Origin of the sequence: uncultured Coprobacter sp., from assembly GCF_947855755.1 — a bacterium.
Lineage (GTDB): Bacteria > Bacteroidota > Bacteroidia > Bacteroidales > Coprobacteraceae > Coprobacter.
Genome location: NZ_CANUAR010000024.1, coordinates 15,672 through 40,412, shown reverse-complemented (window position 1 = coordinate 40,412; position 24,741 = coordinate 15,672). Strand labels below are relative to the sequence as shown.

17 protein-coding genes are annotated in these 24,741 nt (G+C 38.2%); 11 read left to right on the top strand and 6 right to left on the bottom strand.

All coding sequences use genetic code 11. The features are described from left to right. Genes mtaB through Q0093_RS11875 form a run of 3 tightly spaced genes read left to right on the top strand, consistent with a single transcriptional unit; the run spans position 1 to position 3,284 of the window. Complete coding sequence (gene mtaB / locus Q0093_RS11885) at positions 1-1,326, top strand: tRNA (N(6)-L-threonylcarbamoyladenosine(37)-C(2))-methylthiotransferase MtaB (protein ID WP_009319180.1); 1,326 nt, start codon at positions 1-3, stop codon at positions 1,324-1,326. A 10-nt stretch (positions 1,327-1,336) separates the two neighbouring features. After that, complete coding sequence (locus Q0093_RS11880) at positions 1,337-2,233, top strand: lysophospholipid acyltransferase family protein (protein WP_009319181.1); 897 nt, start codon at positions 1,337-1,339, stop codon at positions 2,231-2,233. A gap of 34 nt (positions 2,234-2,267) precedes the next feature. Continuing rightward, complete coding sequence (locus Q0093_RS11875) at positions 2,268-3,284, top strand: glycosyltransferase family 2 protein (RefSeq protein ID WP_297930762.1); 1,017 nt, start codon at positions 2,268-2,270, stop codon at positions 3,282-3,284. Between the two features lie 31 nt (positions 3,285-3,315). On the opposite strand, the gene Q0093_RS11870 is transcribed toward Q0093_RS11875, so the two are convergent. Genes Q0093_RS11870 through Q0093_RS11860 form a run of 3 tightly spaced genes read right to left on the bottom strand, consistent with a single transcriptional unit; the run spans position 3,316 to position 6,676 of the window. Then, positions 3,316-4,728 (bottom strand): hypothetical protein, encoded by a 1,413-nt coding sequence (locus Q0093_RS11870; RefSeq protein WP_022390488.1) that lies wholly within the window; start codon positions 4,726-4,728, stop codon positions 3,316-3,318. Beyond that, positions 4,725-5,432: an N-acetylmannosamine-6-phosphate 2-epimerase gene (locus tag Q0093_RS11865; protein WP_022390487.1), complete on the bottom strand. Its 708-nt coding sequence runs from the start codon at positions 5,430-5,432 to the stop codon at positions 4,725-4,727. Before Q0093_RS11865 ends, Q0093_RS11870 begins: the two co-directional genes overlap by 4 nt. 5 nt (positions 5,433-5,437) lie before the next feature. Then, entirely contained in the window at positions 5,438-6,676 is a 1,239-nt protein-coding gene (locus Q0093_RS11860) for an MFS transporter (RefSeq protein WP_270214546.1), read from the bottom strand. Between the two features lie 416 nt (positions 6,677-7,092). On the opposite strand from Q0093_RS11860, the gene Q0093_RS11855 reads away from it, so the two are divergent. From Q0093_RS11855 to Q0093_RS11825, 7 genes are all read left to right on the top strand, one after another. Beyond that, on the top strand, positions 7,093-9,285 hold the full coding sequence (locus tag Q0093_RS11855; protein WP_022390485.1) for a T9SS type A sorting domain-containing protein: 2,193 nt from the start codon (positions 7,093-7,095) through the stop codon (positions 9,283-9,285). Between the two features lie 31 nt (positions 9,286-9,316). Further along, a complete protein-coding gene (locus Q0093_RS11850; RefSeq protein WP_022390484.1) occupies positions 9,317-12,379 on the top strand; it encodes a TonB-dependent receptor in 3,063 nt (1,020 codons plus the stop codon). Between the two features lie 11 nt (positions 12,380-12,390). Further along, positions 12,391-13,728, top strand: coding sequence for a RagB/SusD family nutrient uptake outer membrane protein (locus Q0093_RS11845; RefSeq protein ID WP_022390483.1), 1,338 nt, complete (start codon positions 12,391-12,393; stop codon positions 13,726-13,728). 22 nt (positions 13,729-13,750) lie between these two features. Further along, positions 13,751-14,869 (top strand): SGNH/GDSL hydrolase family protein, encoded by a 1,119-nt coding sequence (locus Q0093_RS11840; RefSeq protein ID WP_022390482.1) that lies wholly within the window; start codon positions 13,751-13,753, stop codon positions 14,867-14,869. Positions 14,870-14,876: 7 nt separating this feature from the next. Then, complete coding sequence (locus tag Q0093_RS11835) at positions 14,877-15,707, top strand: endonuclease/exonuclease/phosphatase family protein (RefSeq protein ID WP_297930751.1); 831 nt, start codon at positions 14,877-14,879, stop codon at positions 15,705-15,707. 71 nt (positions 15,708-15,778) lie between these two features. Beyond that, a complete protein-coding gene (locus tag Q0093_RS11830) occupies positions 15,779-16,639 on the top strand; it encodes an endonuclease/exonuclease/phosphatase family protein (protein WP_022390480.1) in 861 nt (286 codons plus the stop codon). A 129-nt stretch (positions 16,640-16,768) separates the two neighbouring features. After that, the gene (locus Q0093_RS11825; RefSeq protein ID WP_022390479.1) at positions 16,769-17,992 is read left to right on the top strand and encodes an ROK family transcriptional regulator; all 1,224 of its coding nucleotides are present in this window, start codon (positions 16,769-16,771) and stop codon (positions 17,990-17,992) included. A 13-nt stretch (positions 17,993-18,005) separates the two neighbouring features. On the opposite strand, the gene Q0093_RS11820 is transcribed toward Q0093_RS11825, so the two are convergent. Both Q0093_RS11820 and Q0093_RS11815 read right to left on the bottom strand, forming a co-directional pair. Continuing rightward, positions 18,006-20,474 carry a bifunctional UDP-N-acetylmuramoyl-tripeptide:D-alanyl-D-alanine ligase/alanine racemase gene (locus tag Q0093_RS11820; protein ID WP_022390478.1) on the bottom strand — a complete coding sequence of 823 codons (2,469 nt, stop codon included), beginning with the start codon at positions 20,472-20,474 and terminating at the stop codon, positions 18,006-18,008. A 4-nt stretch (positions 20,475-20,478) separates the two neighbouring features. Then, positions 20,479-21,471 carry a GSCFA domain-containing protein gene (locus Q0093_RS11815; RefSeq protein WP_278716255.1) on the bottom strand — a complete coding sequence of 331 codons (993 nt, stop codon included), beginning with the start codon at positions 21,469-21,471 and terminating at the stop codon, positions 20,479-20,481. A 525-nt stretch (positions 21,472-21,996) separates the two neighbouring features. On the opposite strand from Q0093_RS11815, the gene Q0093_RS11810 reads away from it, so the two are divergent. Then, entirely contained in the window at positions 21,997-22,569 is a 573-nt protein-coding gene (locus Q0093_RS11810; protein ID WP_278716257.1) for a hypothetical protein, read from the top strand. 40 nt (positions 22,570-22,609) lie between these two features. Here the strand turns inward: Q0093_RS11810 and Q0093_RS11805 are convergent, their stop codons facing one another. Next, the gene (locus Q0093_RS11805) at positions 22,610-24,619 is read right to left on the bottom strand and encodes a glycoside hydrolase family 97 protein (protein ID WP_022600654.1); all 2,010 of its coding nucleotides are present in this window, start codon (positions 24,617-24,619) and stop codon (positions 22,610-22,612) included. Between the last annotated feature and the right edge of the window lie 122 nt (positions 24,620-24,741).

Genomic DNA, 24,741 nt, shown 5'->3' with positions numbered 1-24,741 from the left:
ATGGTCGATCATACAATTTTTGAAAATAAAACAGCAGTTTATTATACATTAGGATGTAAACTCAATTTTGCTGAAACTTCCGCGATTGGAAAGATTCTGGAAGAACAGGGAATCCGCAAAGCCAGAAACGGAGAAAAAGCTGACATCTGTATTATCAACACCTGTTCGGTAACAGAATTAGCCGACAAAAAATGCCGGCAAACCATTCGAAAAATCGCCCGACAAAACCCAGGGGCATTTATAGTAGTAACCGGATGTTATGCCCAACTGAAGCCCGAAGAAATAGCACATATTCCCGATGTAGATCTGGTTCTCGGAGCAGAACAAAAACTAAATATATTAGATTATCTGGATGATCTGCATAAACAAAAGGGTAACGGAACGATCATCACCACGCAAAGTCAAGACATACGGACTTTCAGTCCCTCCTGTTCTCGAGGAGACCGAACCCGCTATTTCTTGAAAGTACAGGACGGTTGCGACTATTACTGCACTTATTGCACTATTCCTTTTGCAAGAGGCAGAAGTAGAAACGGATCGATCGCAGAAATGGTAAAGCAAGCTGAAACTGTCGCAGCATCAGGCGGAAAAGAGATCGTTCTTACCGGAGTAAACATAGGGGATTTCGGTAAATCGACCGGAGAATCATTTTTCGATCTGGTAAAAGCTTTAGATCGGGTAGAAGGTATAGAACGTTACCGGATTTCTTCCATAGAACCTAATTTACTTACCGATGAGATCATCAATTATGTTGCAACGTCCCGCCGTTTCGCTCCTCACTTCCATATACCGTTGCAATCGGGAAGCGACGAGGTACTTAAACTGATGCATCGCCGATACGATACCGCACTCTTCAAGAGCAAGATACAAAAAATCAAATCTGTAATGCCCGATGCATTTATAGGAGTCGATCTCATTGTCGGAGTGAGAGGTGAAACCGAACAATTCTTCAACGATGCCGTTCGATTTGTCTCCGGACTCGATATTTCTCAGTTGCACGTATTTACTTACTCAGAACGACCCAATACACAAGCTCTTAAAATCGATCATGTAGTAAATCCCCAAGAAAAACACGAACGATGTAAAAAGATGCTTGAGATCTCCGAAAAAAAGACACACGAATTCTATTCATCCCAAATAGGAAAAACGAGACCTGTTTTATTCGAGCACCCTAAAAAAGGAGCGCCCATGCACGGATTCACAGACAACTATATCCGTGTCGAGATGCCTTACGAGAAAAACAGGGTAAACACGACATGCAAAATATTATTAGGAGACTTCAATGAAACAGGAGATGCTCTTACCGTAACACGAATTATCGAATAAACCCGTAGATATGAAAAAAGAAACATCCGAAAATATCCTCTATTTTCCGTTGTATTTCTATTTTTGGCTACATGCTCTGTTACCGCTGAAAATATTATACATATTATCCGATATCCTATTTTTTCCGATGTTCTACATAGTACGTTACCGGAGAAAACTGGTATATCAAAATATGAAAGATTCATTTCCTGAAAAAAGCGAAAAAGAAATCCGTCGGATGGAAAAAGCTTTTTACCATCACTTCTGCGACTATATCGTAGAAACGATCAAATTACTCCATATCTCCGACAAAGAGACTCGAAAAAGGGTAAAATTCCACAATACAGAAGCATTACAGGAAATTGTCGATAACGGAGGTTCATGCCTGATGCTGCTCGGACATTACGGCAACTGGGAATTTGTTCCGTCCGTCACTCTCTGGATGCGTAAAGGAAGCGTAATTTTCGCACAAATATATCGTCCTCTGAAAAACAAATGGTTCGATCGTTTCTTTCTCAAACTTCGGGGAAGATACCATTCCGAATGTATTGCCAAACAAGACACGCTAAGAAGTATTTTACGCTATAAATCCTCAGGCAGACCGTCTATCACCGGATTTATGGCAGACCAAACTCCTTCTCCGGCAAACATACACCATTGGGTAAATTTCTTGAACCATGATACTCCGGTATTTACCGGAGTCGAAAAAATCGCCCACAAAGTCGGCTTCTCCGTTTTTTATTTCGATGTCGAAAAAATAAAAAGAGGATATTATTCCGTAACAATCCGGGAAATATCTAAAAATCCGAAAGAGACCGAAGAATTCGAAATTACGAACAAATATATGGAAATGATGGAAACAACAATACTTCGTGCGCCGGAATATTGGTTATGGACTCATAATCGTTGGAAACATAAACGCTCCTGATAACCGATTTATCAAACTTATAAAAATTTCTCTTTTGAAAAAAGTTGCAGTCATCATATTGAATTGGAACGGATTGGCTCTTCTGGAAAAATTCCTCCCGTCCGTGTGCCGATATACGAATCCCGAATTGGCGGACATTATCATTGCAGACAACGGATCTGACGATAATTCTATCGCATGGATACAGAAAAATCACCCCGAAGTAAAAATCATGGCATTCCCGCAAAATTACGGGTATGCCGAAGGGTATAACAGAGCCATCAAAGCACTCGAATACGAATACGTAGTATTATTGAACTCGGACGTAGAAGCCACACCTGCATGGATAGAACCGCTTGTCGAATACTGTGACAAAAATACAGATGTTGCTGCCTGCCAGCCAAAATTAAAAGCATACCGACAAAAAAATTATTTTGAATATGCCGGTGCGGCCGGAGGATTCCTCGACCGGTACGGCTACGCTTTCTGCCGGGGAAGGATATTCGACACGATAGAAAAAGACTACGGACAATACAATTCGATAACCGATATATTCTGGGCTACCGGAGCATGCCTATTTATCCGGAGGACAGAATATTTGGATGCCGGCGGTCTCGATGCCGATTTTTTCGCGCACATGGAAGAGATCGATCTTTGCTGGAGAGTGCATCTTATGGGCAAACGAATTGTAATTATCCCGCAAAGTACCGTCTACCATCTGGGAGGAGGAACACTAAACGCCTCGAACCCCCGAAAGACATATCTCAATTTCAGAAATAATCTATTAATGCTTTATAAGAATCTTCCTCTCAAAGAAGGAAAATCTTTATTATTCATCCGCAGACTTATGGACACGGCAGCAATGGGAAAATTCCTTTTATCGGGAGAGTGGGAAAACGTAAAAGCCGTATGGAAAGCTCATATAGACTACCGGAAAATGAAAAAACGGTATAACTCCCAGCCGAGAACCAACCTGCTTAAAAACTTTCCTGAAACTAACCGGAACATTACCGTAGATTATTTTCTCAAAAAAAAAAGATTTTTTGAGAAAATAAATTCAAAAAAACAATAGCGCCTATTTTTTTAATACCTCATAAGTCTTGTTATATTCCCAATATTTCCCGGCCACACGACAACAACATTTCTGTTTCTTTCTCAGATTGCCCTTCCGCATAGAAACGAATGATATCCTCAGTTTCAGAACTTCGAATAAGTAACCACCTACAAGGACCTAACAAAAATTTAATACCATTGACAATATTTCTACTACTACAAAATGATTGTATACCAAACACTCTAAATCCATTGATCATTCGCGGTGAATTCAAAAATAGTTGAGGTAACAGATCATTTTTATTTTCATATCTGTATACTAAATCCATACGGTTATAATAAATCTGTCCGAGAGTAGACAATTTTCTCTTGAAATATTCAGATAATGTTTTACATGAAGATGTTGCCAACATCTCTAATAAAAGCAATGAAGAAAATATCCCATCCCTCTCAGGAATATGTACTCCATAACCAAAACCTCCACTTTCTTCTCCTCCAAAAGCGATATCATGCCGAATCATAACATCACATATATATTTAAATCCAACTTGCACTTCATATATAGGAGTAGTCTCATTCTCAAATAAAATACGAACTTTGTCAGATACCGAAGATGTTTTTATTATTCCTCCCGAAACTTTTTTTACATTCTTCAAATAATCAACAAGCAACAAAATCGTATACTGTGCAGACAGCCAATCTCCAGAATCAAGACAAACTCCAATTCTATCAGCATCACCATCCGTAGCTACTCCAAATGAGTAATTTCCTTTTTTTAAAGATTCAGACAACGGTTTCAAATTCTTCTCTATGGGTTCTGGTGATCTACCGTAAAAATCGGAAACAGGATCAGCAAAAATCGAAACAGCCTCTATTCCATGCCTTTTTAAAATTTGTTCTGTAAGCCTTTGCCCCGATCCTCCCATACTATCAATAAGCAAACAAAGACCCGACTCTTTTATCTTATCAAAATTAATAATTCTTTCAGTGTGCCTGATATATCCATAGATAAAATCACATTTGGTGACAAATTTTTTTGATTCCTTTATCTTTGAACGATAGAGATATGACTCGACGATCTTCGTCTCTTCAGTAGAAAATGGACCTCCATACTCCGATTTGAATTTTATACCGTTATATTCTTTCGGATTATGAGATGCAGTAATCATAACTCCAGCATCACAACCAGACTCTAATACTTTATAAGATAAAACAGGAGTCGGAATAATACTGTCTGACAGATAAACTTTTATCATGTTTCCCGAAAGTACTTGCGCAAAAATATTCGCAAACAGCTCCGAATTTTCACGGCTATCATAGCCGACAGCCACAACTGGTGTTCGATTTTTTCCCAGTAAATAATCACTAAAAGCTTGTGCTATTACTGCAACTGAAACTTCATTTATTTGAGAGCCATTCAAAGCTCTCCAGCCATCTGTTCCAAAAAATATTTTCATTTTCATATTTGTCCAACTTTTTTCTTAATTGCATTTACATACCAACGCGTTATTATTTGAGGTCGAGTAATAGATGTTCCTACAATGACAGCCCAAGCCCCATTTTCTATAGCTTGTGCAGCATATTCCGGTTTATTAAATCTTCCCTCAGCCATAATCGGGAAATCCCGAGGAACAAACTTTATACATTCTTCCAATAACGAAAAAGAGGGATACTCCTGATTAACAAAAACCGTATCGGGCGTATAACCACACAGTGTCGTCGATATACAATCAGCTCCCGCTTCATAGCAGGCGAATGCCTCCTGAGAAGTAGCAATATCTGCCATTACCAGAATTTTGGGATACATTTTTTTTATTTTTTTTATATAATCCGGTCCCGTATATTGTTTCTCCCTTATTCTATACGTCCCATCCACAGCTATAAACGTCGCATTTATTTTAAGCAAAGCCTCGACTTCCGCAAAAGAACCGGTGATACGTACAAATCCATCTTCAAATATCGATTTAGTAAGACAAATTACAGGTAAAGATGTATTTTGCATTATATAACGACACTTTTCAATACCACAACTTCGAATTCCGACAGCACCGCCAAGTTCGGCACACCTTGCAAAATCGCCTACACCTTTCGGTGTATTAAACGGAGAACCCTCTTCTGCCTGACAAGAAACGATAAGGCCGTTTTTAATTTTTTCCAACACATTCATGACAATTAAACTCTTCTATGGTGTTTATAATATATACATATTAACAGGAGTAATGAAACCATTGCAGACAGTATCCAAAACATACGGATAAATGAAAAATCGATGATTTCTACCCCTCCAATAATCTGTTTTTTGCTCTCAATAAAAAAGCCACTTAAAATATCCTGAATGCCTGCTGCCATATAGCTGGCTATTCCTATTACACCTACAGCCGCACCCGTTGCCTCTTTTGGAGCCAAATCTATAGCCATAAGTCCGCCCAAATAACATATCAAAATACCAATAGATATTCCGAAAAGAACCATGGCTACAATATCCATAAGCTTACCACCATCGGGAATATATAAAAAAAGATATAAAGCGATCAAATTCATAAAGCTTGCCAAACAAGCCGGGATATACCGCTTTCCTCTAAAAAGTTTATCAGATAACAACCCCGAAAATACCGTACCTATAATTCCACATATAGAACTTATCGAAATCAATCCACTAGCCTCCACAATAGAATAATGTTTTTCTACTTCGAAATAATAAACTCCCCAACTATTGACTGCATAACGGCTGATATACATAAAAGCGCTTGAAAGAGCAAGCAGCCAAATAGTACCGCTCTTTAAAACAGAAAGCTGCTTTTTCCCTATTTCCTTTCGGTTAACAAATACGTCCCCGTCTATTGCATCATGCGGAAAAGGTTTTAAGAAAATAAATATAAGAACCGCACCTATAATCCCCAACATTCCGGCACTTAAGAAACCAAACTGCCAACCGGTCATACTGACTACAAATGCTATAAATATAAAAGTAAAAGCCTCTCCTATATTATGGCTCGCACTCCAAAAACCATATACTGTACCTCGCTGCTTATCCCCGAACCAACGATTAAGAGCAATAGCACTACAAGGCCCACCAAGAGACTGTACCCATCCGTTAATCCCCCATAGCACTACAAAAACGCCAAACAATACATGCATACCCAATATCAGATTAAGGAGCGCAGCAACCAGCAACCCGCCGGACATTAAAAAACGTATATTGAAACGATCGGCAAAAAAACCGTTTACAAATTTTCCTACTGCGTACGAAAAGAACAGAGATCCTCCGATAATACCCAACTCTGTCTCACTCAAATAACCCGAATCCACAATCGGCCTCTTTACGACATTGATACTTAAACGGCACACATAGAAAAGACTATATCCCAATGTCGTAATAAGAAATATAATCCATTTGTAATTTTTTTTCACGGCTATCTTAATTTTACATTTAACATATTCACGATGCAAATAAAATAAATATTTTCATAAACAACAATATGTTACAAAAATATTTTCAAAATAAAAAAATCATCATACACACCTATATTCCTACAATATCCAGCCTTTAACCACAAATACAATACAATGTAAAACAAATAATTATAAAAAAAAATAGACAACAAACACATATGCAAAACACATCTATCATAGAATCGAAACACTTTTGTAATATTTTTGTAATATACTCATGCATATACAAAAAATATTTCGTAAATATTTTGCAATTTACAATTTTATCATTTTATTTGCAACAAGATTATTTAAAATAATATTCAAATTCCTGATATAATTAACCCGAGATTTCAAAACCATTATATCTAAATCAACCATTAATACAATCAATTATGAAAAAGGCGTTTTTACTATCGTTATTATGTATTGAAACGGTTTTTGTTGCAAATGCACAAATAAAACCGGGAGGAGTATCAGGATCGGTTTTATGGCTTAGAGCAGATAAGGGTGTGACCATAAATGCGGATAATAAATTGACAAGTCCGTATTGGGAAGATCTATCTGACCAAAAGCAAGAAATCGAACTTTTCCAAAGAGAAGAAGGAGACTCCGAATCATTGACACTAAAAAACAGCACCGTCAATTTCAACCCAACAGTTCATTTCAATGGGAAAATTGCATTAAAAGGATTAGAAAATAAAAAATACCAATCAGTTTTCGCAGTTTATTCAGCAAATCTAACTACAGAAAATAAAGAGGAATCAACAGTTTTATCTATTCAGGAAAAAGGTATAACAGATTACGGGAATAAAGAAGACCTTGTTTTTTTTCAAACTTACAAAATGGGGTCTAATCCTACTCCGACATGGTTAGTTTCTGATGGAATCAACAATTATTGGGGAACACGTTCTACAGCAATAACAAGTAAAGCCACTGGCTTCCATTCTTGTTTTGCAGCTTTTGGCAACCCAAAAGGAGATATGGTAACTTTCGACGGAGGTCTGTTCAGCGTCCTGACAAGATTCGTTTCCTCCCCATCGAAAGAGGGTATTTTCTATGCCGGAGTTAGTGTTGCAGGAACGACTAAAATAGGTAAATGGCTCGAAGGAGATATTGCTGAAATTATAGCTTTCGACAGACTTATTACAGATGAAGAAAGATACAAAATAGAGTCTTATCTTGCTGCGAAATATGGTATTACTCTAATTAAATCCTCTTCTTCCAATCCAACAAAAGTACCTACTACACCAAACTATAAATTCACTTATTCAAGTAGTGCAGGGCAAATTTGGTGGGCAGGAGAAACTTCTGACTATTCTTCTTATAATAATTATATTACAGGCATTGTACGCGATGATGCTTCCGGACTTTCTCAAATAAAATCGACCGGACGGATCGGTTACGGGTTAACTGAAGATGAAGGTATATTGACAATATCAAACGGAAGTTCTTTTTCATCTCCTGCCAAATTTCAAGAAGATGGACAATTTGCTTTTGTCGGAGCAACATCTGACGCTCTTAATACTACAGAACAAATACAAGCCTTTAATGAAGACGAAAAAGAAATAGCCTGTACAGTTTTAAAACGAAATTGGAAAATCAATTTATCCGGGATCAATACGATTAGCCTACAATTCAAAGTTTCGCCAACAATAGCGACATTATTGGCAGAAAACCCTAAAGTCGGTTTGATAAAAAAAACAGAAACCAATACAATATTCATACCGGTACAGTATGATGACGAAGCCATGACTATAACAGCAGAAGGTATCGAATTCACTTCCGGAGATATATTTACAATTGTTGTCGACTATATCGACAAACCGCAAATCAACCACAAATCTCAAAAAGTATGCTTAGAATCAACTATCTCACTATCTGCCACACCCGCAGGAGGCAGTTGGTCAGGAAAAGGAGTTACAGGATCAACGTTTAACGCATCCTTAGCCGGACTGGGCGAACATACAATAACATACACATTGAATAACATGAGTGAAAATATCATATTCACTGTTGAAAACGAAATAGAACCATCTGTATCGCTGACATCCAATATTCCTGAATCGGATGAATGGGATGCCATCATTATCGAAGCTCAATCTGTAACAGGTGGAGAAGATCCTCTATTTCAATTTGCATTAGATGACCCCGATTTTGAATACCCATTGGATGTTTTCTCGTCAAACAACATATTGAGATTGGCCGGTTACCAACTGGAAGAGGGAAATCATACAATATATGTACGCATGAAAACTTCTTTACCTTGTGCAACAAAAGAAATTGCAACAAACCAAATTAACATAAACAAGACTCCTACCGGAATCATTGTTTCTCAAAAAGCGACAATAAGCTGTTTTCCAAATCCTTTCGATAAAGAAATTAATTTAACCGGTCTTGACAATGATAAAGACTATATTATTAACATTTTCACGACCAATGGGAAATTAATATTCTCAAATAATTGTTCAGCCGGACAAAATAAAATCGATGTGGCTCATCTTAATACCGGAATATATCTGTTACAAATCTCCGAAAAAGAATCTCGCAAAAAAGTTGCAGTAATCCAGCTTGTGAAGCATCAGTAAAGATTCATCCCACAAAAATTTATAATTTATCATGAAAATATATCAAATAACACTTACAATTCTCATCGGGCTATTTACTGCCGGAAAACTTCCGGCACAAAGCCTTGAGAAAATAATTACCGGAACTGTAACAGATACAAAAGGTGAAATTCTTATCGGCGTATCAGTTTCTGTAAAAAGTAAAACGACTCAAACCATTACAGATATAAACGGTAAATATCGGATCAAAGCCGCACCTCGAGATACTTTGGTTTTTTCCTATATCGGCATGGAGACAAAAGAATATTACATAAAAAATAAAAAAGAGATAAATGCCATTCTCGAAGAAAAGGAACAATCCATGAAAGAAGTTGTTGTTGTAGGATATTCAACACAACAGCGCAAAGATGTCACCGGAGCCATATCTTCTTTGAAAATAAAAGATGACTTATCCGTTTCGTATGCCACATTCGACCAATTATTACAAGGAAAACTTAGCGGAGTACAAGTACAGTCCGTTTCGGGAAATCCTGGAACTGCAGGGACAATACGCATTAGAGGAGTAGGATCTATTAACGGAGGGAATGACCCCTTATATGTTATCGATGGCATACCTATGGATACTGAAGACGGTTCAGAATTAACCGGATTATTCGGGTCTTCTTATCAGTCTCCTTTATCGCTGATAGACCCTTCAGATATAGAATCTATAGATGTCCTTAAAGACGCCGCAGCGGCCTCTATATATGGTTCAAGAGCGACAAACGGAGTAATTCTCATTACTACAAAAAAAGGACAGAGTGGACGCACCAGTTTCTCGCTGAACATGTCCTGTGGATTTAGCCAAGTACATAACCTCCCGGAAATGGCAGATACAGATTTATACCTGACCGTCATGAACGAAGCTTATAATAATTATAACAAGGATAACAATTATAATCCGGGAGATGCTGGATATCAACCTTTATTAAAAGACCCGAGAGGAGTTAATTATCCCGGAGATTATGACTGGGTAAAACTCCCGTTCAGGGAAGATACACCTATTACTCAACGTTACTCTCTATCCATGAGAGGAGGAAATAGAAATACGAAGTTTTACTCAAATATTTCCTATTATGACCAAGAAGGTGTCATAAAAACAAACCGACTTAGAAGAATCAACTTCCGTTCAAATATAGACCATATCATATCTTCCAAAGTCAATTTTGGAGTTACAATAGGCCTCGGACACACAATTAATAACAGAGTACCGAGTGAAAACGGAAATTATGGATATATATTACGATCATTTCCACAACGGCCGTATGACCGACCTTACAAGAAAGATGGCTCGTATGCGATAGGAGGTATCGACCTCCGATATCACAATGTCCAGGCCATGATAAACGAATCTACTTCCGATTACAAGATTTACTCGGCAAATGCATCTACTTATCTGAACTGGAAATTAGCAAAAGGCCTAATATATAAACCACAGCTAAGTTTGCTATACAATACGAATAACGACTTTTATAATCGGACAACAGATTTTCCGAATATGGAGTCTTACGATGGTTATACCCGAGAATCACGTGCAACTGCAATTCGCTACGTATTACAACATACGTTAACATATAAAACTATGATAAAAGAAAAGCTGGGATTAACTGCAATGGTAGGACAATCTTACGAACATTACAACCGTTCATGGAATATCTCCAGCGGGTGGGACTTTCCCACTAAACAATTCACATATATTCGTTCTGCCGCTTCATTCGGTGCTAACGGATATGCTTATGGAAGTACCCTGATCTCTCATTTCGGAAGATTAGACTTGAGTTGGGACGATAAATATTTGCTTGCAGCAACAGTACGCGCTGATGGATCTTCCAAGTTTCCCTCAAATGGCATGTGGGGAGTCTTCCCTTCTGCATCTATTGCCTGGCGCATCAATAAAGAAGATTTCATGAAAAGCTTCGACTTTATCAACGACTGGAAAATAAGAGTCAGTTGGGGTATGACCGGAGAACAATCAGGCGTAGGATATTATACAGCTCAACGGTACATGGGTGCTGAAGCTCCATATTATGGACAAGCCGGCATTATCCTTGAGAGTCCGGGCAATCGCGATCTGAGTTGGGAAAAAGCAGAACAAATAAATGTGGGAACTGATGCCGTCTTATTTAACGACAGGTTGAATATTTCGATTGATTACTATATAAAAAACACACACGGACTCCTCTTTGAAAAACCGATGCCAGCCACATATGGTTATAAAACAAAACTGGTAAATATCGGAAAAATGAGAAACTCCGGGCTCGAATTATCTCTGAAATCGGTAAATATCAAGCAACGTAATTTCGAATGGACTTCAAATCTAACTTTCACGACTATCAATAATAAAGTAAAAAAATTAATGGAAGGGAATACTCCCGTATATGTCGGCAATTACCATATTCTTGAAATCAACAAACCTGTTGGATCATTTTACCTATACAAGCAAGAAGGCATCTATCAGTCTGACAAAGAAGTGCCTGAAAACTTATACAAAAACGGAGTTCGAGCAGGAGATATGAAATATGCATTGGATGAAAACGGTAATCCTAAACGGATGATTACGGGAAAAGCTATGCCCGACTGGTATGGTGGATTTACAAATACCTTTAAATTTTATGGATTCGATCTAAATATTTCTCTTTCCTATCAATATGGGAATGATATATTAAATATTTTTCGAAGTGGATATTCTGACAGATTGGGACAAATGGATGCAAATATGTTGAAAGAAAGTGCTGAAAACAGATGGACAGGACCGGGAACGAGTAATAAATATCCCAGAGCATTATTTAATTCAGAATACAACAATATGGCCTCAGACCGTTATCTTGAAGACGGTTCTTTTCTCAAATTAAAAGATATAACACTAGGATATACCTTTCCGGTAGATTGGGTAAAACATATTAAGCTAAAACATCTACGTATATACGCAACCATGCAAAACGTAGCAACATGGACAAAATACTCAGGTATGGACCCAGAAGTAAGCTATACACTTTCTCCTAAAGAAATGGGGCAGGACTTTTTCGGCACACCTAATCCCAGAATGTATTTAATAGGCCTTTCCTTAAACTTTTAATCTATAGAAATATGAAAAATTTCAAACTTATAACAACCTTACAGATACTTATCTTTTTCTCGTCATGTAACTTTCTTTTAGAAGAAACACCTGTCGATACCCTTCAGGAAAACGAATTATCGTCAGAACATATCCAAAGTCTTGTTCGAGGAGTCTATCATACTCTAGCGGACTGTACACCTGCCGGACTTATATTGAATGATTGTCTGGGAGAAATAATTGAAAACAATTCAAATAACGGAAGTTTAGTCAATGCCAATATTGCCCATAATAATTTTTCGTCAGACAATAGTTTCGTCGAGAATTATTATTATCATTTTTATAGTGTAATACATCAAGCAAATTATGCGCTCAATTATTTGTCCACTAAATCCGACCTATCAAACATAAGCAACAGACAGATGATCGGATCTCTCCATTATCTAAGAGCTTATTGTTATTTAAAATTAGTAACACAGTTCGGAGATGTACCAATATCTACCCAGATTACAGAAGAGGTCATACCGAGATCCCCAGCATCCGATGTATGGCAACTTATTAAAGATGATTTAGATATTGCAATAACTCAATGTCGTTCATGGGATCAAGCTCCACCCGAATTTCCTACTGCAGCTCGGTACTACTACTATGCATCTTCCGAAGCAGCATCAGCCCTGTTGGCTAGAGTATATTTATACAATAAAGAATATAACAAAGCCAAATCGATAGCTCGCCGTTTTCTCGAAGACTCCCGCTTCCAACTAATTCCAGCTGCTAATATGGCAGCATCAGCTGTAGGTGTAGGGCCTAAAGAACTTATCATGTGTATCTCAAACAATACCGGAGCGTACTACTACAGAAACATATTTAACACCTACGCCATGACTCCATCAGGATCATACCAATTCAAGCCATCTCAATCTTTTATAGATTCAATGGACCCTACAGATGCACGTTATACACTCTGCATCGGACAAAGTAACGACGGTTATACAACAGTAAATAAATTCAACTATAATTCTGTAAGTACATGTCCGTTCACCATATCCAGATTTACAGAAATGTACCTAATTTTTGCAGAATGCGCTCCTGACGAATCAGGACTTGAGAAACTGAATTATTTACGATCTGAAAGAAATCTCCCTCCATTAGACAAAAAAATTCTGAATGATCCCAGTAAATATATAGATGCCATACTCGACGAACGCAAATTCGAATTCTATGGAGAAAACCATTATTTTTATGATCTGGTTCGTCTAGGTAAAGCTCTCGATAAACTGGTCTATACCAAAAACAAATATCAGTTTTTATTACCAATTCCACAAAGTCAGGTCAATTTAGGATTAAAACAAAATCCAGGATACTTCTAGCAATTTTAATATTACTTTTATTATGAATCACAGATTAAACATATTTTGTTTATATTTTTTCTTGAGCATCATAGCAAACGCTCAAGAAATGAAATGGTGGAATCCCCAAAACTCAACGATAAATGCTATCGAAGGACAAGCCTGGCAAGGAGAACACGAAGGTTTTTATGACAGGCTACCTACTCGAGCAAAATCCATTGTCAGACCGGAAGTCTGGGCTCGTTCTAAATTTTCATCCGGACTGACAATTCGATTCAAAACAAACTCCCCAACAATACAGATACGATATAAAGTCGGAGGTAGACTAACTTTACCAACCATGCCAGCAGTCGGAGCAAGCGGCCTCGATTTATATGCGGTCAATGGGGACAAATTCTATTGGTGCCGTCCTGCAACGACATTCGGGGATACCATTATCTATAAATACACCGGATTAAAACCGACTCCCAGTTATTATGAAGAAGGGCTGGAATATAAGCTCTTTTTGCCTCCCTATAACAGCATACTCTCATTAGAAATCGGAGTATATGAGAACCGGACATTCATGCCACTTAGCTCACGTGACGAACTCCCGATCATTGTATATGGCACTTCTATTACACAAGGTGGATGTGCCAGCCGACCGGGAATGACATGGACGTCAATACTTCAGCGAAAACTAAACAAACCACTCATTAATCTAGGATTTTCAGGAAACGGACGTTTAGAACCGGAAGTCATACAACTCATTTGCGAACTGGACGCAGCCATTTTCATATTAGACTGTTTACCAAATTTAACCTCTGAAACAGTATATGATGATAAAAAATTAGAAACATTGATCATAAATGCCGTAAAGGATATTCGAGACAAACATCCGCAAACTCCTATAATATTAACAGATCACGACGGATATAGTAGCGGGTTTAAAAACGCAATATCACAACCCCGATACCACCGATACTATAACCGAGTAAATAAAGTTATGGATAAAGCATTCGCTAAGTTAAAAAGACAAGGAATAAAGGATATATATCATTTAAGCTTCGATGATATTGATCAATTACAGGACGGAAAAGTCGATGGAACTCACCCGAGCGATCTCGGAATGATGCAAATAGCCACAGCTTACGAAAAAATCATACGTGAAATATTAAAATAAAATTATTATGAAAAGAACAAGTATATTTATATTTATTTTATTCTTCATCATTTCTGCAAAAGCTCAACAGAAACAAGACAATTTCAAGATCCTATGTTATAATGTGCTACACGGATTCGAAAGTAATCCGAAAGTTATGGATAAATATGTAACATGGGTAAAAACAATAGATCCGGATATTGTCGCTTTCCAGGAAATGAATAAATTTACCGATAAATCTTTAAAAGAACTTGCTGCTCGTTATGGACATTACTATTCGGCAATTTCTAAAGAAAACGGATATCCTGTCGCCATAACGTCCAAGTATCCCATACGTGACCTTATAAAAGTAGACGATCACATGGAACACGGATATATGTACGCAAAAATAAACAATATCAATCTATTCGTCGTACATTTATCATCATGGAGCTTTTTCTTAAGAGAAAAGGAGATACAGCGCATTCTTTCACATGCAGCCCTAATTCCGGAGAACGAAAAAATCGTTATCACAGGAGATTTCAATTCTCTATGTGAAACAGATTCTTTAACTCACAAAGATGGATATCTAGAGCGAGTCAAACGCCGAGAACAAAAAGATCCGAGATACAAAGCCTTAAATAACGGAAAACTGGATTATTCCGTTATCCACACTGTCAAAGATGCCGGATACTCCGACTCATTCCTGATGTTTCATGATGCTTTTACCCGGGCATTTCCCAAACATTTAAGGAGAGTGGACTATTTGTGGCTAAATCCCCAAATGGCAAAATATGTCATAGCTTCCGATTTTATTTATGATGATAAGAATAACGAAATATCAGACCATTTCCCATTATTAGTAAAATTTAAATTCTAAAATATACAATAAAGTCGGGGTATGATTTTTAAATCTTGTTCATATTCCGACTTTACAGAATTCCCAATCTCATGAAAAATCTTGATTTCTATATAACCTTTGCAATCCTATTGTGCTCCTATTCCAGCATAATATCCTGCACTCAAAACGAACTACCAGAAAATACCAATAATAAAGAAAACAATGACTATATATCATTAAAACTCGTGAGTTATAATGTCAAATATTTCAGCTATGATAATAATGACCCATTAAATTATTTTACAATAGCATCGCTTATGCGCGAACTAAAGGCCGATATTATATGTCTGCAAGAACTGGATAGCTGCACCACTCGTACAAACGGCCATTTTCAATTAGCCAGATTTACCCAATATATGGGATGGGACAATTACTATTTCGGTAAAGCAATAGATTATCAAAAAGGAGGATATGGTATCGGCATATCTTCCCGAGAGAAAATAGAAAACAGTTTCAAAATAATTCTGCCCACCGGAGCAGAAAACCGTATCATCGCCATCGCGGAATTTCAAGACTACATCGTAGCATCAGTGCATCTGGACCATAAACTAAACCAATTGGCCGAGGCTGAAGAAATTAACAAAAACATGTACAAACTGTATCAAAACAGTAATAAACCCGTTTTCTTATTAGGAGACTTCAATTCAAAGACTGACTCTGAAACTATTTCCCTATTAAAAGAGAAATGGAAGATTATCTCTTCCGACAAAAACACATTCCCAGCCTCATCTCCTTCTCAACGTATCGACTATATCATGCAACTAAAAAACGGAATAACTTGTACTGTAGTAGAGACAGACGTTCCTTCTGCATACACCTTAACACAGGGTGACATATCGAGAGCTTCCGACCACAGACCAGTTTATACAATTGTCAAATTTAAAAAGAATAAACAGACCGACATTCAGTAAAACAGAACCGTTCCGAATGTTTGAAAATATAATTTATATGAAATTTACTAAGTTATAAATTCAGAAAACAGAAATCAATGAGTTATTGAGTATATTTGCTATTTATATTAAAATGGTTAAAAAATAGGTATGGACAACAGTTCGATATACGGAGTGGACACAAAAAAGATTCTTATAAAAAAGAGTATTATAAATTTTTACATCTACAATAAAGGAGCAACAATTGCAGATCTTTCAAAAGAGTTCAATTTAAGCGGACCTACTGTTGCAAAAATCATATCTGAGATGATTGAAGAGGGGTTTATTATAGACTATGGTAAACTTAAAACCTGTAGTGGAGGCAGACGCCCCAATTTATACGGATTAAATCCCGAATCAGGTTATTTTGTAGGAGTTGATATTAAAAAATTCGGAATTAATATTGGCATTGTAAATTTTAAAGGAGATATTGTTGATTTACAAACGAATATTTCATTTAAAAACGAGAATACAATAGAATCATTCAATGCCCTCTGCGAAATAATACAAACTTTCATAAACAAGCACAAATCTATCCGAAATAAAATATTGGACATAAATATCAATATATCAGGACGTATAAACGCCGAATCAGGATATAGCTACAGTACATTCTATTTCGGCGAGCGCCCTTTAACCGATTTATTTTATGAAAAATTAGGATATCAAGTTTTCATAGACAACAATACTCGTGCTATGCTTTATGGCGAATACATGAGTAATAATACCAATAATGCAAAAAACATTATTTTTGTCAATATCAGTTGGGGACTGGGTATAAGCATAATGATAAACGGACAGCTATATTATGGCGAATCTGGCTTCTCCGGAGAATTCGGACATATCAGTGTATTCGATAACGAAGAATTATGTCACTGCGGTAAAAAAGGATGTCTGGAAACCGAAACTTCAGGATCGGCCATTCATCGTATCTTTATGCAACGTGTTCTCAATGGTGAAAACTCAATTCTTTCAGCATCAATAAAAGAAGGTAATAATCTAACATTAAGTAACATTATAGATGCAGTGAACAAAGAAGACATATTAGCCATTGATATTATTGAAGAAGCTGGAAACAAATTAGGAAAATATATTGCCGGACTTATCAATATTTTTAATCCCGGATTAGTGATAATCGGAGGAGAATTATCACAAACCGGAGATTATATCAGTCTGCCAATTATAAGTGCTATTAATAAATTTTCTCTTAACCTTGCCAACAAAGACTCCGTTATCACAATTTCTAAATTAAAAGATAAAGCTGGAGTCATTGGAGCCTGTATGTTGGCTCGGAACAATTACCTCAAATTGTCACAAATCGGATATAAATATTAAATACAAAAAAGAACTATTCTCTATAATATACCCTCTTCACTCGGGAAGAAACCGAGGTCAATATTTCATACGGAATCGTTTGTAACCATTCTGCAACTTCCGTTACCGGTAACTGTTCCCCGAATATCTCCACACGATCTCCTTCCTTGCAATCGATATCCGTAACATCGATCATACAAACATCCATACATATATTCCCGACAATCGGCGCTCTCTTCCCATTAACGACAACAGCTCCTTTTCGATTGCCCAAATGCCGATTCAATCCGTCTGCATAACCGATAGGAATAGCGGCAATCCGAGAACGACGTGTAAGTACTCCACGTCGGCTATATCCGACCGTCTGGTCCTCATCCAGTTCTTTAATTTGTAAAATCGTAGTTTTCAACGTCGAGACAGTACGCAAGTCCGTATCCATCCCGCAAGCCGAAATGCCGTAAAGACCTATCCCCAAACGAACGGCCTCCATCTGCTCTTCGGTAAACCGGGTAATTCCGGAAGTATTCAGAATATGCCGCATTACCGGTTGGGGAGTAGCAGATTGCACCGCAACGGCACACTCCTTAAACAAAGCGATCTGCTGACGTGAGAAAGCATCGAAACGAGGTTCGTCGCTTCCGGCAAAATGAGAAAATACAGATCGTGCCATCACTGTCGTTTGAGATTTCAGCCGCTCCGACAAACGTGGCATATCTTCCAATGTAAATCCGAGTCTATGCATTCCCGAATCTATCTTGACATGTATCGGATAACGCATAATTCCCTGTCGTTCTGCTTCATATATTAAAGCATCCAATAATTTAAAACTATAGACTTCCGGTTCAAGAGAATAACGGAACAACGTACGGAAACTATTCATTTCAGGATTCATAACCATAATCGGCATCGTTATGCCGGCTTTCCTCAACTCAGCGCCTTCGTCCGCCACAGCCACGGCCAGATAATCGCATCCCCGATCCTGCAGAGTTTTAGCCAACTCATACGAACCCGCTCCATAACCGAAAGCTTTCACCATACAAATAATTTTGGTTTCAGGTTTCAGCTTTTGTTTATAATAATTATAATTATCTATAATTGCATCCAGATTAACTTCCAAAATCGTTTCATGCTGCTTCAATTCCAAAGCTTCCGAAATTTCTTCAAAATGATAATTCCGAGAACCCTTGATCAAGATAAGCTCATTCGAGAAACACTCTGCCGCCCCTGACGACAAAAACTCTCCGGTAGTAGAATAAAATTCCGCTTCCATAGGGAAAAGGGACTTATATGACAAAAGCTCCCGGCCTATCCCTATAAACCTGTCGATCTTCTTATGAATGACAATCTCGGCAACACGCCGATACAACTCATCGGGCGACATTCCCGATTGCAATATATCCGACAATATCAACGTACGTCTCATTCCCCGTGCCGCCGAACGCCTGTTCTGAAAATCAAGGGCAATATCCAAAGAATTAATGTCCGAATTATACGAATCATTAATGATAAGACAACCATTACGACCCTCTTTTACCTCCATACGCATAGCGACAGGCTCAAGCTTACACATGCGAGCTGCAATTTCTTCTCCGGTTTTACCCAAGTAAAGCATAACCGCCAGACAATGTATCGCATCTTCTATCGATGCATCTTCTACAAAAGGTATCGTAAATGAAGAAGAAAAACGCAAATAATCATAATCGATACGGGTCGAATCTTCTCCTTTTACAATTTTAGAAATATATAAAGCCCTGTCTTTGTCTTTTCTCGACCAGGCTATTTCCCGTGTTCCCATGCACATTTTTTCGGCAGAATCTACAATCAGAGGATCATCTCCATCATAGATAACCGATTCGGAATGCGTAAAAAGAGAAAGTTTCTCGATACATTTCTCCTGCATCGAAGAAAATCCCTCCTGATGGGCATCTCCCAAATAAGTCAAAATACCGAATGTCGGTTTTATTATCGCTTCCAACTTATCCATTTCTCCGGGTTTGGAGATTCCGGCTTCAATAACGGCAAGCTCGGTATTCTCATCGATCTCCCAAACAGAAAGCGGCACTCCGATCTGCGAATTATAACTACGCGGAGAACGCACCATATTATAATCCTCATGCAATAACTGGTAAAGCCACTCTTTTACTACGGTTTTCCCATTACTCCCGGCAACTCCTATCACCGGAATCTTGAAACGTTTTCGATGTGCAGCCGCAAGACTTTGCAAAGCAGACAAGGTATCTTTTACCAAAAGGAAATTGGCATCTGCCATCTGCTTCCGGTCTTCCGGTAAAGAGCTCACGACAAAGTTACGGACACCTTTTCTATACAAGTCTCCTATATATCGATGAGCATCGTTACGTTTTGTCACCAATGCAAAAAAAAGAGTCTTTTCGGGGAAAGTCAAAGAACGACTATCCGTTAATAAATCCGATACCGTACACTCATGTACTATATCGCACTTTGCCTGTAAAATGCAAACGATATCTGTTATTTTATAATTCATCCGGTTATAATGTTTTTAAAAACAACTCCAGAGAATCTATCTCTTTCGAAAGATCAAAGTAAGAATATTTTTCCCAGATTTTTTTCAGTTTAAACAAATTTTGCATAGTAAAATCCCGGAATGCGTCCTTATCCGGAGTAAGAGGGCGATGATTCAACGCTTTTTCAAGACGTTCCCACTCCCGGTTCAAGGTCTGGGTCTCTTCAGAGAAACACGCTTCGGAAAAACGCTCCCAAATATATCTTATCGCCTGCTCATTCGGATGTGTCATTCCGGCATCATAAAAACGGTAATCCCTCAACTCGTCCATAACGATCTCATAAGAAGGAAAATAGATGCACCTATCAGGATACATCCGACATAACTCCTCCACGAATAAAAGCAAGACAGACTTACTAAGTTGGTTTTCATGCGCACCGTCTCTTAAATGACGGATCGGGCTGACCGTAAACATAATCTTTAATTCGGGGTTAGAATCTGACAAACGTTCTATCAAAGGTATCCATCCCCGAAGCATCTCATCGACTCCGACACGACGGCGATCGAACAACGAAGCCGGCAATTTATGACAATTAGCAACCACCTTTCCGGTCTCCCGTAAAGAATACACATATGCCGTACCAAAAGTCACCAACAGCCAAGACGCCCGGTGCAGTTGTTCCGCTCCAGCCTTCAACTCCCGATTAATTCCGTCGATACACAGTTCCGGATCTGTATGTGAAAAACGGGAATGATGCCGAAAACTGTGCCAAAGATTACCATCCCGAAAAATATCATTTACCGTATATCGATAACCGTCCGACATCATTTGCAAAGCGTCTGCAATGGAAACCGGATTATACAAAATACCCGTAGGATTAATTTTTACATTAAATTTATGAGCAACCAATAAATGCCCTATATTCTCGACAAAACAAGAACCCAACAACAAAATCTTATCCCGATGAGAGATCTGATGTTGCAATTTTTCACAAGGTACGATCGTTCTAAATTCCATGTAACAAACATACAAAAAATAATGAAGCTTTTTAGAGCCTATCTAAAATTTACTCGGACAAAGTTTAAGAAAAATCCACATGAACAGGCGGTTTCTCTCTCAATAGCAAAACCATACCAATACCGTCAACATCGTTATAGACCGGGAAAAAAGGTAAAAAACAACCGGATAATATTTTTTATTAGAGAAATTAAACAAACTTTTAAAATAACAAATCAAAAACTAAAAGATAATTTCCCCACGATATTTAACAAAAAAAATATCTCTCCGACAGATACATACAATAAAGCTTTTTACTACTTTTGTAGCCCGAAATTGATCTTGAAGCGATGGTGACAACTTCAGGATTTTAGTTAAAGAGCTTTAGAGCCTGTCTAAATTTTGGAGAGTTTATTTTGAACGATTTTTTTGAAGATACTATTATGTATTTCGCAGGAGGAAGATAATGGATCGACTTGATCGACAACTCCTTGATCGGGAAATTTAAACAAGCTTTTAATTAAATAAAATGATTCATTACGAATTATGAAAAAGCATCTTTTTTCTTTTGTAGTAATTTTCCCTCTCTTGGGATGCAATTCTCCTAAAAACCCAAATGAAGAGGCTCGTCAAGAAAATGAAATCCTACCCGCTGTTATCATCGAAACAAAGCAAGAAGCGGATACAGTCAAACCTTCGGATATGTACAGTAACGCTTTAGATCTTCCCGAATTCCGAGATTGTACCGATTTCGGAGGAGCATTAATTTCGGACGATTACGGAGTGCATGTACTGCAAAACGACAAAAAAAGAATTACCTATCTGCTATTTGACGAACTCTCTGCAAGAAACAACAGCGGTATGCCTCTGTGGAAACTTCTCGACACACTTCAGTTGCAAGGGACAGAACTGAATATCGGATGGACAGGAAACGTAATGCTGAACGGTCGAATAGACAATGAACTCATCGTTCTTCTGCCGGATGATATAGATTGGATCGATACCGAAATATTCGATACGGTAAAACAAGCTTGGAGATTTGACCGAATACGAAAAAAAATCATAGAGATACCGGTCAAAGGTATTAGGTGCAAAAACGATATGTACGGCATCGATTGACATACAAAAAATGCGGGATATCCCGCATTTTTTATGTTCATCATTCCGGACGGAAATAAACAGCCTGCCCTCCTCCGTCTGCCAATTTCATATGTAACGTATCGGCAGAAGTCACAATCCTATGTTCTATCTTATAATCCGTAGGATTATCTTTCCAATGTGCATTATCCCCGTCAGCATAAATATCCGCGTGATATTTTATGTCGGGGCTTAAAAAGTCAAGAGGAATGTTTATCGTACGTCCGTTTTCATTCGTAGTCGCTCCAAGGTAAAACCGATCACCGGCTTGACGCACAACCGCGATATACTCTCCCGGTTCACCAACTAAGGCTTCAGAACGGTCGCAATCGGCATCAAAATCAATAAAGAACTGAAATGCCGGATGATTTTCATAATTCTCGATCATATCCGAAGCCATCTGCAACGGACTGTACAAAATTACCCAATTCGCAATTTGTTTGGCAAGAGTCGTGTTTACTCGACTATTCCCTTTATCCAAGTCGTTCCATTTTTTACGTAACGGAGAGTTGCGGGTTTTCTTGAATAAGATATCGAATGTTCCCGGAGTATAATCCATAGGGCCACCCAACAAACGAGTAAAAGGCAATATTTCATGATGAGACGGCGGATTTCCTTCACTCCATGCATTCCATTCCATACCTCGAGCTCCTTCTCGAGACATCATATTCGGCCATGTCCGACGAATACCGGTATCCTTTATCGGTTCATGTGCATTTACGGTTATTCTATATTTTGCCGCAGTTTCCACTACCTTCTGGTAATGCCGAACACCATATTGACTGTGATGCCAATACCCTCCGGGCATAGCTCCGGCATAACCGGTTTTCAGATCGTGTACTCCATAATCGACATACCAACGCAACGCCTTATCCAACTGCCTTTCATAATTCGGGACATTTCCTCCGGTTTCATGATGTCCGATAATACGAACTCCCTTTTCCTGTGCATAAGCAGCAATTTCATCCATATCGAAATCGGCATAAGGCTTCGTATAATCGAAATTCTGACGGCCGCCCCAACTTTCCCAGCCCTCATTCCAACCTTCAAATAAAACACCTTCGATATTATGGGCTGCCGCAAAATCTATATAGCGTTTAGCATTCTCCGTTGTCGCACCATGACGGTCATTAATAACCCAAGACTCGACACCGAGGTGCATCCCCCACCAAACACCGACATACTTCATCGGTTTTATCCAATCTGTAGAATCAAGGACACAAGGATCGTTCAAGTTCAAAATAAGAGATGAGTTTATCAAACCTACAGCCTTAGGAGCGATCTGAATCGTGCGCCATGCCGTTTTAAATGCACCCGGGACATGAGCTTTCGTGCCATCGGGCAAAGGAGCTAACTCGGATTTGAATTTCCGCTCTCCGCATTTTTTTAATGTCATCTCCGGGAAATCATATAACGCAGCCTCATGAATGCTTGCATAGATACCGTTGTCCGTCCTAAAAGTAATCGGAGTATTAGCGGTCTCCACTTCACTGATTTTTTGTGGAATATATAACAATTCGTAAGTCTCGAAATTTGCAGGAATCGACCAAGACCGGCCATCCTGTGCAAAATCGAATTCGGTCAGTTCATCCATAACGACTAAAGAATCCTTGTCAGGATGCTCATACTCATATCTGAATCCGATACCGTCATCAAAGACCCTGAAACGAATCACCAAAGACACATCTTCTTCGTTCTCCAGACAAACAGACATCTCGTTATAATGATTTCTGTTCTTTTTATTTTCCCCCCACGGTTGAGTCCAAACTTCATCTTTCGAAGAAAATTCGGTCTTACTTATTCTAAACGGCCCTGATATAAGGGAATCTTTAAAAACAAAGCCCAAACGGGAATCCCTTATAAAACTCTCTCCTTCTACATTCACCGAGTAACTAAGATTTCCACCGTCCGGATTATTCAAAACGACCTCAATACGCCCGTCAGGAGACAAGACCCGCTCTTGCAGCGAACTCCGACAACCTGCTAATAAAAACAGAATCGCGACAGTACAACAACATAACTTCTTTCTCATTTTTCACTTTTTTATAAATAATCCATTTCAAACATAGTAAAAAAACATAAAAAATAAAACAACTCCATACTATTATTCAACAAAAATTCAGGGCCGACTTCGAAAAACGAAAATCAACCCTG

Coding starts and splice junctions, on each gene's coding strand:
- mtaB (WP_009319180.1), top strand. CDS start 1: ATGGTCGATCATACAATTTTTGAAAATAAAACAGCAGTTTATTATACA.
- Q0093_RS11880 (WP_009319181.1), top strand. CDS start 1,337: ATGAAAAAAGAAACATCCGAAAATATCCTCTATTTTCCGTTGTATTTC.
- Q0093_RS11870 (WP_022390488.1), bottom strand. CDS start 4,728: ATGAAAATGAAAATATTTTTTGGAACAGATGGCTGGAGAGCTTTGAAT.
- Q0093_RS11865 (WP_022390487.1), bottom strand. CDS start 5,432: ATGAATGTGTTGGAAAAAATTAAAAACGGCCTTATCGTTTCTTGTCAG.
- Q0093_RS11855 (WP_022390485.1), top strand. CDS start 7,093: ATGAAAAAGGCGTTTTTACTATCGTTATTATGTATTGAAACGGTTTTT.
- Q0093_RS11850 (WP_022390484.1), top strand. CDS start 9,317: ATGAAAATATATCAAATAACACTTACAATTCTCATCGGGCTATTTACT.
- Q0093_RS11845 (WP_022390483.1), top strand. CDS start 12,391: ATGAAAAATTTCAAACTTATAACAACCTTACAGATACTTATCTTTTTC.
- Q0093_RS11840 (WP_022390482.1), top strand. CDS start 13,751: ATGAATCACAGATTAAACATATTTTGTTTATATTTTTTCTTGAGCATC.
- Q0093_RS11835 (WP_297930751.1), top strand. CDS start 14,877: ATGAAAAGAACAAGTATATTTATATTTATTTTATTCTTCATCATTTCT.
- Q0093_RS11830 (WP_022390480.1), top strand. CDS start 15,779: ATGAAAAATCTTGATTTCTATATAACCTTTGCAATCCTATTGTGCTCC.
- Q0093_RS11825 (WP_022390479.1), top strand. CDS start 16,769: ATGGACAACAGTTCGATATACGGAGTGGACACAAAAAAGATTCTTATA.
- Q0093_RS11820 (WP_022390478.1), bottom strand. CDS start 20,474: ATGAATTATAAAATAACAGATATCGTTTGCATTTTACAGGCAAAGTGC.
- Q0093_RS11815 (WP_278716255.1), bottom strand. CDS start 21,471: ATGGAATTTAGAACGATCGTACCTTGTGAAAAATTGCAACATCAGATC.
- Q0093_RS11810 (WP_278716257.1), top strand. CDS start 21,997: ATGAAAAAGCATCTTTTTTCTTTTGTAGTAATTTTCCCTCTCTTGGGA.
- Q0093_RS11805 (WP_022600654.1), bottom strand. CDS start 24,619: ATGAGAAAGAAGTTATGTTGTTGTACTGTCGCGATTCTGTTTTTATTA.